Raw genomic sequence first — 14675 nt, forward strand, 5'->3', positions numbered from 1 at the left:
CAACTAAAAAAACCTCCAATCTATAAGTGTTTATCACACTTATAAATCAGAGGTTGTAGCCATACAGTTGTTTCACCTAAATGTACAAAGTTCAAAATGTATAAAAAGGCTGTGTATAACTTAAAACAAATGCTTATTTTAAGTTATAGAATGATTTTAAACCAAGATATTCAGCAGTTGAACCAAGCTGATCTTCGATGCGAAGAAGTTGGTTGTATTTAGCTACGCGGTCTGTACGAGATGGAGCACCCGTTTTAATTTGACCTGCATTTGTTGCTACAGCGATATCAGCAATTGTTGCATCCTCTGATTCACCAGAGCGGTGGGAGATAACTGCTGTGTAGCCTGCACGTTTCGCCATTTCGATCGCTTCAAATGTTTCTGTTAATGTACCGATTTGGTTCACTTTGATAAGGATTGAATTTCCTACACCTTGCTCAATGCCTGCAGCTAATTTTTTTGTATTTGTAACAAATAGGTCATCCCCTACTAATTGAACACGACTACCAATACGTTCAGTTAATAGCTTGTGTCCAGCCCAGTCATTTTCATCTAAGCCGTCTTCAATTGAAATGATTGGGTATTTGTTTGTTAACTCTTCGTACCAATCAACCATCTCTTCTGAAGTTTTGACAACACCTTCACCATCTAAGTGATATTTACCATCTTCTTTATTGAAAAGCTCTGATGAAGCTACATCCATTGCAAGCTTCACTTCTTCACCTGGTTTGTAGCCTGCTTTTTCAATAGCTTCTAAAATAACTGTAATCGCTTCTTCATTAGAACCAAGGTTTGGTGCGAAACCACCTTCGTCACCTACTGCTGTGTTATAGCCTTTATCTTTAAGGACTGCCTTTAAGTTGTGGAAAATTTCAGCACCAATACGTAGTGCATGGCGGAAAGATTCTGCACCAACAGGCATAACCATGAATTCTTGAATATCAACATTGTTATCTGCGTGTGCTCCACCATTTAAAATGTTCATCATTGGTACTGGTAATTGTTTAGAATTAAATCCACCAAGATATTGATAAAGAGGTACATCTAAATAATCTGCCGCAGCATGGGCAACTGCCATGGATACACCTAGAATTGCATTAGCACCTAGCTTACCTTTATTTTCTGTGCCATCTAGCTCTATTAAAGCTTTGTCAATAACAACTTGGTCAAGAACTGAATAGTTACCTTCTAATTCTTGCGCAATAATTGTGTTAACATTTTCAACTGCTTTTAATACACCTTTGCCTAGGTAACGAGATTTGTCACCATCGCGTAATTCTACAGCTTCGTATTCACCTGTTGATGCACCTGATGGTACGATTGAGCGTCCGAAAGCGCCTGACTCTGTAAATACTTCAACCTCTACTGTTGGGTTCCCACGTGAATCTAAAACTTCGCGAGCATAAACTTGTGTAATAAATGGCATAATTAATTCTCCTCTTTTTCAATTAATGATTGACCTGTCATTTCAGTAGGTTGTGACACCTGTAATAATTCTAACATGGTTGGTGCCAAATCGGCTAAAATACCACCATTTCGTAAAACAACATTTGGTTTTGTCACAATCACTGGAACAGGATTTGTTGTATGAGCTGTCATAGGCTGCCCTGCTAGTGTTACCACTTCATCAGAGTTACCATGGTCAGCTGTAATAATAGCTGCTCCACCTTTTGCAAGGAGTGCATCTACTACTTTCCCTAAGCATTCATCTACTGCTTCAATGGCTTTAATTGTTGGTTCAAGCATTCCACTATGACCTACCATATCAGGGTTGGCAAAGTTAAGAATAATACCATCAAATTTTTCAGCCTCAATTTCTGCAAGTAAGGCTTCTGTCACCTCATAAGCAGACATTTCAGGTTTTAAATCGTATGTGGCAACCTTTGGAGATGCGATTAGAATACGTTCTTCACCTAAGAATTTTTCCTCACGTCCACCACTCATAAAGAAAGTGACATGTGGGTATTTTTCGGTTTCGGCAATGCGGAGTTGTGTTTTACCATTCATCGCTAACACTTCACCGATCGTATTTTTCAAGTTGTCATTTTCATAAGCAATCTGTGCATTGACTTCATCACTATAATGAGTAAAGGACACAAATTTTAAGTTTTTTGGATGCTTGACAGATATGGCAAAACCATCAAAGTCTTCATTTGTGAATACTTTTGATAATTGGATAGCTCGGTCAGGACGGAAGTTAAAGAAAATGACCGCATCGTTATCACCAATCGTTGCCACCGGCTCTCCATGCTCTTGAATGCTGAATGGAATGACAAATTCATCTGTCACTTCACGCTCATAGGATGCTGCTACACCGCTTTTTGCACTTTCGGCTGTTTGACCTACGCCATCTACCAGTACATTATACGTAAGAGCGACACGATCCCATCGCTTATCACGGTCCATTGCATAGTAACGACCATGAATAGATGCGAATTGACCTATTCCAATTTCAGACATTTGTTTTTCTGTTTCTTCAATATAGTCTAAAGCTGTTGTAGGTCCAACATCTCGACCATCTAAGAAGCCATGAACGAAAACGTCAGTTACATTTTGCTGCTTTGCAAGCTTTAATAGAGCAAACATGTGCTCATAATGACTATGAACACCACCATCTGATAACAGCCCCATAATATGCAGTTTAGAATTATGAGCTTTCACATGTGCCACCGCATCTAAAAATGCTTGATTTGTAAAGAAGTCACCTTCACGTATCGATTTATTTAAGCGTGTTAAGCTTTGATAAACAATACGACCAGCACCAATGTTTAAGTGACCCACCTCGGAATTACCCATTTGTCCTTCTGGTAGCCCAACGGCTTCTCCAGATGCTGTTAATGTAGCGTGTGGGAATTGGCTCCAATATCGATCAAAATTTGGCTTTTTAGCCTGTGCTACTGCATTTCCGAATGTTTCATCACGAAATGCAAAGCCATCTAAAATAATTAAAGCTACTGGCTTTTTAGGCATTTGCTGCCGCCTCCAATAATGTTAAATAAGATTCTGGTTGTAAGCTTGCTCCACCAACTAAGGCTCCATCTATATGCTCTTTTGATAAAAGCTCATGAACGTTGTCTGGTTTAACGCTGCCACCGTATTGGATGCGAACTGCATTGGCCGTTGCAGCATCAAATAATTCCTCAACGACCGAACGAATCGCTCCGCAAACTTGATTGGCATCATCTGCTGTAGCCGTTTTACCTGTACCGATTGCCCAAATTGGTTCATAGGCAATGACCATATGCTCTACTTGCTGCGCTTCAAATCCAGCAAGTGCGGCTTTTATTTGGCCCGCAACCTTTTGCTCTGTCGTTCCCGCTTCTCGTTCCTCTAGCGTTTCACCACAGCAAATAATCGGTACAATATTATGTGCAAGTGCTGCTGCTACTTTTTTATTAATAGCCTCATCAGTTTCATTGTAATATTCGCGACGTTCTGAGTGACCTAATATAACATAATCCACATCCACACTTGCTAGCTGTGCAGGACTAATTTCACCAGTAAAGGCACCTTCATTCTCATAGTGCATCGTTTGAGCACCAATAGCTAGCTCTGATTCACTAGCAACTTGCACCAGTGTAGGCAGGTAAAGTGCTGGTGCACAAATTACGGCGTCTACTTTCTCATTAGAAGGAAGTTTATCCTGTACGGCATCTACAAATTGTATAGCTTCTTCAAATGTTTTAAACATTTTCCAGTTACCTGCAATAATTGGTTTACGCATCGTCTTGCCTCCGATTTTTTATTTGGCTTATTTATCGTTTAGTGCAACAATCCCTGGAAGCTCTTTACCTTCCATTAGCTCTAGTGATGCACCGCCACCTGTAGAAATGTGATCCATTTTATCAGCTACTTTAAACTTTTCAACTGCCGCTGCAGAGTCACCGCCACCGATTACTGTATAACCGGATGTAGTTGCCATAGCATCAGCCACTGTTTTAGTCCCATTCGCAAATTTATCCATTTCAAAAACACCCATCGGTCCGTTCCAAATGATTAATTTAGAATTGTTAATGACCTCTGCATAGTGAGCAGCTGTTTTAGGCCCAATATCTAGCCCCATCCAATCAGCTGGTATAGCGTCTACATCCACAACCTTTGTTTCCGCATCTTGTGAAAATTCATTAGCCACTACCGCATCAATTGGCATATGTAATTGCACGCCTTTTGCTTTCGCCTTTTCAATAAATGATTTTGCTAGCTCGATTTTATCTTCTTCTAATAAAGATTTCCCAATATCGTAGCCTTGTGCCTTAATGAACGTGAATGATAATCCCCCACCAATAATTAAGTGGTCTACTTTTTCTAATAAACTTTCAATCACACCGATTTTATCTTTAACTTTGGCTCCACCGATAATTGCTGTAAACGGATGTTCAGGATTCGACAGCGCTTTACCTAGTACATCTAATTCCGTTTGCATGAGGAAACCTGATACCGCAGGAATATGCTTGGCGATTCCTTCTGTAGAAGCATGAGCACGGTGAGCTGCACCGAAAGCATCATTGACATAGATGTCAGCTAGCTGTGCAAACTGCTGCGCTAACGCTGGATCATTTTTTTCTTCACCCGCATGGAAACGAACGTTTTCAAGTAGTAAAATGTCTCCATCTTGCATGTTCGCAACAGCTTTTTCAACTGCTTGTCCAATGGATTCATCTAGCTTCGTCACCGGTTTGCTCATTAATTCCGCTAAGCGAATGCCAACTGCTGTTAGGCGCATGTCCTCTTTTACTTCACCTTTTGGACGGCCTAAATGAGAAGCTAAAATGACTTTTGCACCTTGCTCTACTAAATATTCAACTGTTGGAATAGCTGCTCGAATACGTGTTTCATCTGTAATAACACCATCCGCCATTGGAACATTAAAATCAACACGTACAAAAACGCGTTTACCCTTTACATCAATATCTTTCATTGTCTTCTTATTTAACATGAAGAAACCCCCTTCAAAGTTGTTTTAGTCTTACACCCTTGTGTTTTACCCATCTTGGCTCCACACCATGCTTCCTAAATTGAAAAGTCATTTTGGTACTTTTTCGGGGTCACTATCTAGTGTGATTATAATTCTCCAACTTTGGATAATGAACCCTAATACTTGTTTTTATAGTAGCAAAAGTTACCTTCTATGTCTTGCAATCACCATGTATCAATTACGCCTCAGTGTCATAGCGTCTAGATTTATTCGAGCTTACTGTTAAGCTCCTTTTCAAAATCTGTATATCCGCTGGGGTTTTCATCTTGATTCGGTCAGTGGTTGGATACGCACTGAATGAAAGAGAGCCATTTGTGTATTCAGCTCATCACCCTCACCTATTGAGGTGGGCGTTTCCTGCTGAATTTAGCAAAAAAGGAGTAAGGGTTATCCCTTACTCCCAATACCCTTGTATATTATATCTATTCGATATTATAAAGGCTATACTTTTTGTACATAAAAAGCAGTATTATGTCACACTTTTTACTCAAAATGTCGAAATATGATACTTATTTATTGTTTAACCCTTGTTCAGCAATGTATAAAGCTAAGTCCATTAAGCGAGTAGAGTAACCAATTTCGTTATCGTACCAAGCTAGAACCTTCACCATTTTGTTTTCTAATACCATTGTTGAAAGACCATCAACAGTAGAAGAATGGTGGTTACCGTTATAATCAATAGAGACTAATGGTAGTTCATTGTAGTCTAAAATGCCTTTTAATTCATTTTCAGAAGCTTCTTTTAATACCGCATTAATGGCTTCTTTCGTTACATCTGCTTTTAATTCTACAACTAAGTCAACACATGATACGTTAGGTGTTGGTACTCGCATAGAGAAGCCATCTAATTTACCTTTTAATTGTGGTAATACTTTAGAAACGGCTACCGCTGCTCCAGTTGTTGTTGGAATCATAGATACTGCTCCTGCACGTGCACGACGTGGGTCAGAGTGTGGGAAGTCTAAGATTCGTTGATCGTTTGTATAAGAGTGAATGGTTGTCATCATCCCGCGTTCAATACCAAATTTCTCATCCAGTACTTTCGCAACAGGCGCAAGACAGTTTGTTGTACATGAAGCATTTGAAATAACATCATCAGTTGCTGGGTTATAGTCTGTATGGTTGACACCCATAACAAATGTAGGCATTGCTCCTTTTGCTGGTGCAGAAAGAATTGCTTTTTTAGCTCCTGCTTCAATATGCTTACCCACTTCCTCCAATGAACGGAAATGACCAGTACATTCAAGAACTACGTCTACTCCTAATTCACCCCATGGTAATTGTGAAGGATCTTTTTCAGCATATACTTTTATACGTTGTCCATTCACAACGAAAGAATCTTCATCTGCATTGACTTCAGCATCATAGATACCGTGGACTGAATCATATTTCAATAAGTGTGCAAGCTGACCTGCGTCTGTTAAGTCGTTTACAGCCACTACTTCAAATTCACTTTGCTTCATTGCCTCACGAAATACTAAACGTCCAATACGTCCAAATCCATTAATCGCTAATTTTAATGCCATTGTTAATTCCTCCAATAATGTGTAATGTTTGTCTCTTTTTGAAATAGAGACATTGAATTGCTTTTATGCTCATTCAAAAAGTGCTTCAACACTTTTTGAGATAGAGTGACATAGTAATGCTCACACCCATCATTCAAAATGGCTGTTGTCAGAAGGTAAACTAGCAGCAATTGCTTTTGCAGCTGCTTCATCTGTAATAAAAATAGTTTGCTTTGGCGCTACTTTAAAATAAGAAAGCATCGCATTGACCTTTTGTTTTCCAGCTGCCACGGCAATAACTTGCTGGCTATTTTTAACCTGTTCAAGCTGAATGCCAATCGTGCGGATACGATGTACGATTTCACCTTCGGCATTAAAGTAATAGCCAAATGCCTCACTTACCGCACCCTTCTCCTCAAGAATTCGCAAATCCTCGGAGGATGAATTACGTCGAATCGCCATTTCCTCTGCCGATCCAATGCCATGGATTACACAATCTGCTCGATCATAAAACGCCATCATCTCAGTTACCATAGGTTCAGTTAACATAGCTTTGTATGCTTGCTCACTTAAATGCTCAGGCAAAAATAATGTACGATATTGTTCCTCCATCTGCATGGCAAATGTTGCAACAAGCGTATTGGCTTGCATTTGCATTTCATGACCAATTCCTCCACGTGCAGCAACAAAGGTAATATCTTTTTGTCCATCTAACGGATGTAAAAATTGAGCTAGGGAGGCAACTGATTTTCCACCAGTAACCGCTACAACTTGTTCATCAAAAGCAGTAGACATAAATTGCAATGCAGCTTCCTTGCCAAGCAAGGTTAGGACTGTATTGTCTTCACTATAATCACCTGGGACAACAACAACATGTTGTATGCCAAAATGTTTTTCAAGTAATTTCGCAAGCTGGGTTAGACCAGACCATTCATAAACGATGGCTCTTAGTTTTTCAATGACTTCTTCGCCATCATCTGTACATACCATACCCGACTTTTGCGAATCTAATAACCCTTGTTCACGTAAAATGTCAGTTTCTTTGCGTATTTCTCTTTCTGTCATTTTCAATGAATCTGCGAGTGTTCGACGCCCGATAGGTTGCATGAGTTGAACGGCTTGCAAAATACGATATCTAGATTGCAGAAGCGGATACATTTCAGGAAGTAGCCTTTGTTGCGCCTCTGGAATAGTGAACATATTTATCTACTCCCTTGTTAATAGATGTGGGATATTTTCAGTCCCACTATATTATTTTGTGTCCCACTTATGATTTTATTATAATACGCATAGTTGGAAAGTGCAAGTAATTGTATAGTTTTGGATTTAAAAAAGCCCCGCAGCTTTGTAAAAAGCTACGAGACTTTGGTTTGCTTATTTTGTGAAAGATAAAATTGCGTTTTTCTTGAATCCTTCTAAAGCTTTTGTTGCCTCATTTTTATTTGTAAATTCAAAAATACGAACGTCTTTTTTTTCAAATACTGTAATAACCCACATTGTAAAATCTCCCTTCACATCGCTTTTGTAATATAACAACCACTAAAAATTGTGATACTTTTCATTATCTGTTTTATAACAATGTCTTACTTGATACCTATTCTACTCCGATTTTTATAAAAGAAAAGACTAATGTGAAGGTCTTCACAAACTGTTCAAATTCAAACCGCTTTCATTGAACAATTTGTGAATTGTATGAATGACAACTAATAATAAAGCAATTTTCGCCGTTACTATCTTTTTAAAGGCATGCAATTTAACTACCCAGATGCTCCATTAATGTGGCATAGTCCAGATTACCATATTGAATGACGGTCCCATCTTTTTCTACTACAGGTATCATGAACATATATTTTTCGTGTATGTGATCATCCTCTTCAATATTTACTATTTCAATATCGAACGCTACATCTTCTTGTACAAGCTTTAAAGTATGTAGGCCCTCTACACATAATGGACAATTAGCTCGACTAAAAAATTGAACAATCATGGATGTCACCTCCTGTCTCTATTATAAACGAAGATTTTTGCTTTCGTTTTCTTCATGGTTGAGCTTTAACGCTGAAACTGGCAACGGCATTGATAGCCACAACGATTGTAAATCATATCATGGATTCATTCAAAACTTTATTATAAAAATTAAAGGCATTGAGTGCGAATAACAATCACATCAATGCCTTTTTGCTATTATGTTATTTTAAATGATGATCAAGGAACTTCACCATGGCATTATAAAATTCGATTCTATTTTCTTCGTTCGCGAAGCCATGGCCCTCATTATCCTTAAGCATATACTCTACATCTACACCTCTAGCACGTAAAGCTTCTACGATTTGGTCGGATTCTGCTTTGTTGACACGTGGATCATTTGCACCTTGTGCAACAAATAAAGGTGTTTTAATTTTATCAACATGGAATACCGGAGAAACTGCTGTTAGTAATTCTTTATCTTTCTCTGGATGACCTACTCGCTCATAAAACAAGTCCCGCATCGTTTCCCAGTACGGTGGAATTGTGTCTAAGAGTGTGAAAATGTTAGATACACCTACATAATCAACTGCTGCTGCATATAAATCTGGTGTAAACGTAATACCAGCTAACGTAGCATAACCACCAAAGGAAGCACCGTAAATACCAATACGTTTAGAATCAGCGATACCTTGATCAATTGCCCATTGAACGCCATCCGTTATATCATCTTGAATTTTCAAGCCCCATTGCTTATTACCGGCTTGAAGGAATTCCTTCCCATAGCCAGTGGAGGAACGGAAGTTTACTTGTAACACTGCATAGCCACGATTTGCTAATAGCTGTACTTCTGGATTGAAGCCCCACATATCACGCGCCCATGGTCCACCATGCGGGTTTACGATTAGAGGAAGATTTTCGGCCTTTTTATTTTTCGGCAAAGTTAAATAGCCGTTTATCGTTAATCCATCACGGCTCTTATAAGAAATAGGGTGCATTTCTGCAAGATCTGCAGATTTTAACCAAGGGCTCAATGTCGCTAATTCTTTTAATTCATCTGTTGTCGAATCGTAATAATAATATTTCCCATAGATTGTGTCACTCGAAACACTCACAATAAATTTTGTCATCTCTTTATTGTAATCATTTATACCCAATTCGCTTTCATGAACACCAAGCTTGTTTTGAATTTTACGGAATAACTTTTCAAAGTCCTTATCAAAGAATTGATAATGGATTTTATCCGTAGCATACGCACCAAACAATAATTTATCTTTTTCAGCATTATATAATACACCTGAAACATCAACTTCATCATTGGACATTATTACTTCTTCTTTACCTTGTAGGTCATACTTCACTACTTCTACTTTATCTCGACCTTTATTGGATGTTGCATAAATAAACTTATTGTCCTTCGAGAAGGCTAGTGGCATTACTTCATCCCCAGCCCCCATTTTAATAAATGGTCTGAATTCATCCTTTTCTGAATCTCTATATAGGATAGCACCTTTCACTCCATCAGTAGCTACAGCTACACGTACATTGCCGTTACGATCTGCTAACCAGTTCGTAATATTGCCAGGATTTTTGGCAACGTGAGTTGTTTTACCCGTCTTTACATTTAGCTTGTACACATCAAAAACGGTTGCATCCTCTTTGTTCATCATGATCAGAATTTCGTCTTTTACACCCTGTAGGCTATCCAATATCCCTACTGTCACATTAGGGTATGGCGTTAAATCTTTTTCCACAGAACCGTTAAATGTTGTAGAGTAAATATGGAAGTTCTCATCTCCACCTTTATCTTTCAAATAAAGTAAAGAATCGTCCTTCCAAAAAAACCCTGCAATATTCCGATCTTTTGAGCTTGATACACGAACTGGCTCACTATTATCATTCATTTTTTTCACAAATACATTCGAGCGATTCTCCCATGCAGAGGCAAATGTAATGTAGTTCCCATCAGGAGAAAGTTCGTAGCCAAAGTTCCCTGGGTTTTTCACAAAATCCTCCACGGAAATTTCTTTTACTCCTTTATTACTGGAACCATTTTTTATCTTTTTAACATTGTTAAGAAGTTTACTAGCCTCTTGTTTCGAAATAAAATCTGTGCTTGATGATATTCCCTTAAAGAAACCAAGCTTATTCGCTTTCTTTAAATACTCCGCTAGTGTCTTTTCTTTTCCTTCTTTATTGGCAGCTCTAACTAAAATCCGAGCTGCTTGATCACGTTTAATAGTGGCGCTTAAGTCTGTAATCTCTCCAGCCTTTACCCATTGATCCTTGATTTGTTGTCGCATTGAATCGGAGCCATGCTGGAATGTTAAAGCTGTTACTGCTAAATCTAGAAATTCCTGCGCTGAAAGTTGTTGCTCTTGTGCTAATACGATATTTGTTTCATTGGCAGCACGTACTTCTTGCAATGTTGCAGGAATAACCGTAGCAGTTGTTAAAATAATTGCTAATGATGCAGTTAAAAATCTTTTTTTCAAAATGATTCCTCCCTATATCAGTTTACGTTATATCGATAGTCGATATATTATGAATTATACCATTTTATGTATTTTTGTCAATATTTTCATATTTAAAGCGAACTAAACCATTAGCCCGCTGTTGTGACGTATATTAAAATTTTCGGCTTGCCCCGCCTCCTGCTGAAGAACCGCCACCAAACCCTCCAAAACTGCCACCACCTGAGCGTCTCCCACCAAAGCTGCCAGGGTAACCACCATAGCCTCTCCCACGTGGTCCACCTCCACCTTTCGAAAAGAATGAGGAAAAAATGATGACCGCTATAATGATGACAATCATGAGCCAAATGGGTATTTCTTCATCTGCATTTGCGCCAGCTGGTAATTCACCATTCCAGTTATACTCTTCTGCTACAGCACGAAATACCTCAGCATATGTAGCTAGAAAGGCTTGATCATTATCACCTTCACTTGCGAGAGGGTAAAAAGCATTATCTAAAATACGCCCTAATTTACCGTCTGGTAATGCTCCCTCCAAGCCTTGACCAACAGCTATTACCACATCATTTTGTCCTTTACCCTGTCCAAATGTAGCGAGAATCAGGGCACCATTATTTTTCTCTTTGTCCCCAATGCCCCAAGAGCGTATCAGCTTTGTCGCATACATCTTCGCCTCCTGCCCATGAAGGCTATCAACGGTTACAACCATAATTTCAGCACCCGTTCCTTTATCCAACTGCTCTGAATAATGGTTTAATTTCTGTTTTACATCTAAAGATAAGACATTAGCAAAATCATGAATATACGTATTTTTCATTGGCGACGGCATTGCCGCTTCCGTTATATCCCTGCAAAAAAGAAGCACAGAACAAATGATAATCAGCTGTAGTATACAACGTTTCATCACTGTGTACCCGATTGACTAAAATCAATAGCTGGCGCTTGTTCGGCACCCGCAGTAGCTTTAAAGTATTCTTTTTGTTCAAAACCAAACATCCCTGCCATTAAATTTCCAGGAAATCGTTTAACATGTTTATTAAATTGTTGTACTTCATTATTGTAATCCTCACGTGCTACTGCCAAGCGATTCTCTGTGCCTGCAAGCTCATCCATTAACTGCCGAAAATTTGCATCTGCTTTTAAGTTAGGATAGTTCTCCACAACTACCAGTAAACGACTTAGTGCACCAGTTAAGGTATCATTCGCAACAGCTTGCTGCGCAGGAGAATTAGCATTGCCCATTTGAGCTCGTGCGTTGGTAATATCGGCAATGACCTGCTGCTCGTGATTCGTATACCCTTTCACAGATTCAACCAAATTGGGAATTAAATCATAGCGGCGTTGGAGTTGGTTTTCAACCTGTGCCCATTTGGAGTCTACATTTTCCTCAGCTGCGACTAAACTGTTATATTTTGGAATCAGCACTAAGGCAAACACAATAAGCATGAGGACAATCATCCCAATTGGTCCAAACCATTTCTTCATGTTCAAAAACCTCCTTGGCTTGCATTTCCTTTTGTTAGTGTTAGTCTACATTTTTGTCTTTGCATTTATACCGTATGAAATTCATTTGGCTTGACATACTAAATACTGCAACAAAAATTAATTGAGGAGGCGTTTATTTTGTCACAATCGTTTTACAATGAATCATCCAATCAAACAAATTTAAATCAACAACATAGCCTAAATCATGGTGGCCACGAAATGATGGACATGCATGAAGCAATTGGTGAAATTATAGCAGGTATGAACCAAGCTATCATTTTACGTCCACAAGTAAAGGATCAAGAACTACTCAGCATTTTGGATCGTCAATATAATTTTTCATTGGGCATGTATAATACAATTGTTGAGTCCTTTAAAACAGGTCATGATCCATCTGTTCCTACGGGGCGTTACCAAATGGAAACAGGAAATGATTTTAAATACGGTTTAACTCCAGGGCAACCAAAAAAACCGATGCAAAATGCTAATGAAATTAATGATGAAGCCATTTCAGGTTTCTTACTAGGCGCTCAGAAGGGTGTAGCAAAGTGTATGACGGCTGCCGCAACAGAAACGACAAACCCTGTAGTTCGCCGTGTTGTTGCTGATAGTATTCCCAACTGCATTGAAATGGCCTACGAATTATCTATTTACCAAAATAAACATGGCTACTATCAAGTGCCTCAATACTCACAACAGGATATGCAAACGATGCTTAATGCATTCGATACAACCTCTAATCCCCTTCATTAAAAATCAAAAGGCAGTCTATAGTGAGAAATTCTCACCACGGACTGCCTTTACTAATTATAGTACTTTTCCTAAAAATGCTTTAGTACGCTCACTTTGTGGATTTCCGAATAGTTCCTCTGGCAACCCCTCTTCTACTATATAGCCACCATCCATAAAGACTACACGATCACCCACTTCACGAGCAAAACCCATTTCATGTGTGACTACAACCATCGTCATTCCTTCAGCAGCTAGATTTTTCATAACATCTAATACCTCTTTTACCATTTCAGGATCAAGTGCTGAAGTAGGCTCATCAAATAAAATGGCCTTTGGTTTCATCGCTAACGCACGTGCAATGGCTACACGTTGTTGTTGTCCACCTGATAGCTGTTCAGGATAATTATAGGCTTTACTGTCGAGACCTACCTTATTTAACAGCTCATGGCCAAGCGCTTCAGCTTCAGAACGACTCATTTTACGAATTTGCATTGGCGCCATCGTGACATTATCGATAACGTTCATATGAGGGAATAGGTTAAATTGTTGAAATACCATTCCAACCTCAGCTCGAATCGCATTAATGTTCGTTTTAGGATCATTGATCTTCACATCTTCAATATAAATGGCACCATCTGTTACTTCTTCTAGCATATTAATGCAACGTAAAAAAGTACTTTTTCCTGAACCAGAAGGTCCAATGACACAAACAACCTGTTTTTCTTGGATTTCATAATCGATCCCTTTTAATACCTCTAGCTTACCAAAATACTTGTGTAGGTTTTCAATTTTTATCATCTTGCTTCCCGCCCTTCTGCCTTACGAGGGACATAACTATTGCTAAATCGTTTCTCAATAAATGCAACAATCTTCGTTACACCATAAGTTAATATTAAATATAGTAATGCAGCAACCATGTACGGTTCCCAGAAACGGAAGCTTGCACCTGCTACAACTTTACTAGCATATAGAATATCAGGTGCAGCAATGACTGTTACTAGAGAGGAATCCTTTAATAGTGCTATGAATTCATTCCCTAATGGCGGGATCATTCGTCTAAATGCCTGCGGTAAAATAACCTTACGCATCGCCTGGTTATGTGTAAGACCTAGAGAACGAGCGGCCTCCATTTGCCCCTTTGCAATACTTTGAATACCTGCACGAAAAATTTCAGCATTGTAAGCAGCACAGTTTAAAATAAGCGCGGTAATCCCTGAGACCATATATCCTAAAGAATGACCAAAAATGGTTGGAATAACAGCTAAGTGTATTAATAAAATTTGAACAAGCATTGGTGTTCCACGGAATAAATCAATATATAATTTTGATGGCCAGTATATCCATTTTTTACTTGATAATTTCCCTAGTCCTAAAAATAGGCCTAAAAGAATACCGCCAAAATAACCGCTAAGTGTCAAAATAAGTGTTACGCCAATACCTCGTATAAACATATCTCGGTAGTTCCAGACAATGTCCCAGCGTAGGTCAAAGATGTCCATCCGAAAACCCCATTTCCCCTTTAAAGTTACATCCATTAAA

The 14675-nt window shown here is 38.8% G+C and carries 14 protein-coding genes; 1 reads left to right on the plus strand and 13 read right to left on the minus strand.

What is annotated here, in order from left to right; all coding sequences use genetic code 11:
• Window positions 1–133: 133 nt before the first annotated feature.
• The 11 genes from eno to ACOZBY_RS18595 form a co-directional block, all read right to left on the minus strand.
• Window positions 134–1426, minus strand: a complete 1293-nt coding sequence (eno, locus tag ACOZBY_RS18545) for a phosphopyruvate hydratase (protein ID WP_012292248.1) — start codon at window positions 1424–1426, stop codon at window positions 134–136.
• Between the two features lie 2 nt (window positions 1427–1428).
• On the minus strand, window positions 1429–2970 hold the full coding sequence (gene gpmI, locus ACOZBY_RS18550; protein WP_207889404.1) for a 2,3-bisphosphoglycerate-independent phosphoglycerate mutase: 1542 nt from the start codon (window positions 2968–2970) through the stop codon (window positions 1429–1431).
• Complete coding sequence (gene tpiA / locus ACOZBY_RS18555) at window positions 2963–3724, minus strand: triose-phosphate isomerase (protein ID WP_012292246.1); 762 nt, start codon at window positions 3722–3724, stop codon at window positions 2963–2965. Before tpiA ends, gpmI begins: the two co-directional genes overlap by 8 nt.
• A 27-nt stretch (window positions 3725–3751) precedes the next feature.
• Window positions 3752–4936 carry a phosphoglycerate kinase gene (locus ACOZBY_RS18560; protein WP_012292245.1) on the minus strand — a complete coding sequence of 395 codons (1185 nt, stop codon included), beginning with the start codon at window positions 4934–4936 and terminating at the stop codon, window positions 3752–3754.
• A 548-nt stretch (window positions 4937–5484) separates the two neighbouring features.
• Complete coding sequence (gap, locus tag ACOZBY_RS18565; RefSeq protein WP_031417788.1) at window positions 5485–6501, minus strand: type I glyceraldehyde-3-phosphate dehydrogenase; 1017 nt, start codon at window positions 6499–6501, stop codon at window positions 5485–5487.
• Window positions 6502–6630: 129 nt separating this feature from the next.
• Window positions 6631–7680, minus strand: a complete 1050-nt coding sequence (locus tag ACOZBY_RS18570) for a sugar-binding transcriptional regulator (protein ID WP_031417789.1) — start codon at window positions 7678–7680, stop codon at window positions 6631–6633.
• 174 nt (window positions 7681–7854) lie between these two features.
• Complete coding sequence (locus ACOZBY_RS18575; RefSeq protein WP_255250346.1) at window positions 7855–7977, minus strand: hypothetical protein; 123 nt, start codon at window positions 7975–7977, stop codon at window positions 7855–7857.
• A 256-nt stretch (window positions 7978–8233) separates the two neighbouring features.
• Window positions 8234–8467, minus strand: coding sequence for a glutaredoxin family protein (locus tag ACOZBY_RS18580; protein ID WP_012292241.1), 234 nt, complete (start codon window positions 8465–8467; stop codon window positions 8234–8236).
• Between the two features lie 202 nt (window positions 8468–8669).
• Window positions 8670–10940 (minus strand): S9 family peptidase, encoded by a 2271-nt coding sequence (locus ACOZBY_RS18585; protein ID WP_099806105.1) that lies wholly within the window; start codon window positions 10938–10940, stop codon window positions 8670–8672.
• Between the two features lie 133 nt (window positions 10941–11073).
• A complete protein-coding gene (locus ACOZBY_RS18590; protein ID WP_227256889.1) occupies window positions 11074–11748 on the minus strand; it encodes a TPM domain-containing protein in 675 nt (224 codons plus the stop codon).
• Window positions 11749–11822: 74 nt separating this feature from the next.
• Window positions 11823–12404 carry a LemA family protein gene (locus ACOZBY_RS18595; RefSeq protein WP_036160514.1) on the minus strand — a complete coding sequence of 194 codons (582 nt, stop codon included), beginning with the start codon at window positions 12402–12404 and terminating at the stop codon, window positions 11823–11825.
• A 138-nt stretch (window positions 12405–12542) separates the two neighbouring features.
• Here ACOZBY_RS18595 and ACOZBY_RS18600 point away from each other — a divergent pair, with 138 nt between their 5' ends.
• A complete protein-coding gene (locus tag ACOZBY_RS18600; RefSeq protein ID WP_012292238.1) occupies window positions 12543–13157 on the plus strand; it encodes a spore coat protein in 615 nt (204 codons plus the stop codon).
• Between the two features lie 54 nt (window positions 13158–13211).
• Here ACOZBY_RS18600 and ACOZBY_RS18605 read toward each other — a convergent pair whose 3' ends face one another.
• Entirely contained in the window at window positions 13212–13934 is a 723-nt protein-coding gene (locus ACOZBY_RS18605) for an amino acid ABC transporter ATP-binding protein (RefSeq protein ID WP_012292237.1), read from the minus strand.
• On the minus strand, window positions 13931–14635 hold the full coding sequence (locus tag ACOZBY_RS18610; protein WP_031417795.1) for an amino acid ABC transporter permease: 705 nt from the start codon (window positions 14633–14635) through the stop codon (window positions 13931–13933). The genes ACOZBY_RS18605 and ACOZBY_RS18610 overlap by 4 nt, the downstream gene beginning before the upstream one ends.
• Window positions 14636–14675 lie beyond the last annotated feature (40 nt).

Source organism: Lysinibacillus sp. NPDC056220 (genome assembly GCF_049315265.1).
GTDB lineage: Bacteria > Bacillota > Bacilli > Bacillales_A > Planococcaceae > Lysinibacillus > Lysinibacillus pinottii.

Excerpts from the sequence above, each read along its gene's own strand:
- eno (WP_012292248.1), bottom strand. The coding sequence starts at position 1,426 with ATGCCATTTATTACACAAGTTTATGCTCGCGAAGTTTTAGATTCACGT.
- gpmI (WP_207889404.1), bottom strand. The coding sequence starts at position 2,970 with ATGCCTAAAAAGCCAGTAGCTTTAATTATTTTAGATGGCTTTGCATTT.
- tpiA (WP_012292246.1), bottom strand. The coding sequence starts at position 3,724 with ATGCGTAAACCAATTATTGCAGGTAACTGGAAAATGTTTAAAACATTT.
- ACOZBY_RS18560 (WP_012292245.1), bottom strand. The coding sequence starts at position 4,936 with ATGTTAAATAAGAAGACAATGAAAGATATTGATGTAAAGGGTAAACGC.
- gap (WP_031417788.1), bottom strand. The coding sequence starts at position 6,501 with ATGGCATTAAAATTAGCGATTAATGGATTTGGACGTATTGGACGTTTA.
- ACOZBY_RS18570 (WP_031417789.1), bottom strand. The coding sequence starts at position 7,680 with ATGTTCACTATTCCAGAGGCGCAACAAAGGCTACTTCCTGAAATGTAT.
- ACOZBY_RS18575 (WP_255250346.1), bottom strand. The coding sequence starts at position 7,977 with ATGTGGGTTATTACAGTATTTGAAAAAAAAGACGTTCGTATTTTTGAA.
- ACOZBY_RS18580 (WP_012292241.1), bottom strand. The coding sequence starts at position 8,467 with ATGATTGTTCAATTTTTTAGTCGAGCTAATTGTCCATTATGTGTAGAG.
- ACOZBY_RS18590 (WP_227256889.1), bottom strand. The coding sequence starts at position 11,748 with ATGCCGTCGCCAATGAAAAATACGTATATTCATGATTTTGCTAATGTC.
- ACOZBY_RS18595 (WP_036160514.1), bottom strand. The coding sequence starts at position 12,404 with ATGAAGAAATGGTTTGGACCAATTGGGATGATTGTCCTCATGCTTATT.
- ACOZBY_RS18605 (WP_012292237.1), bottom strand. The coding sequence starts at position 13,934 with ATGATAAAAATTGAAAACCTACACAAGTATTTTGGTAAGCTAGAGGTA.
- ACOZBY_RS18610 (WP_031417795.1), bottom strand. The coding sequence starts at position 14,635 with ATGGACATCTTTGACCTACGCTGGGACATTGTCTGGAACTACCGAGAT.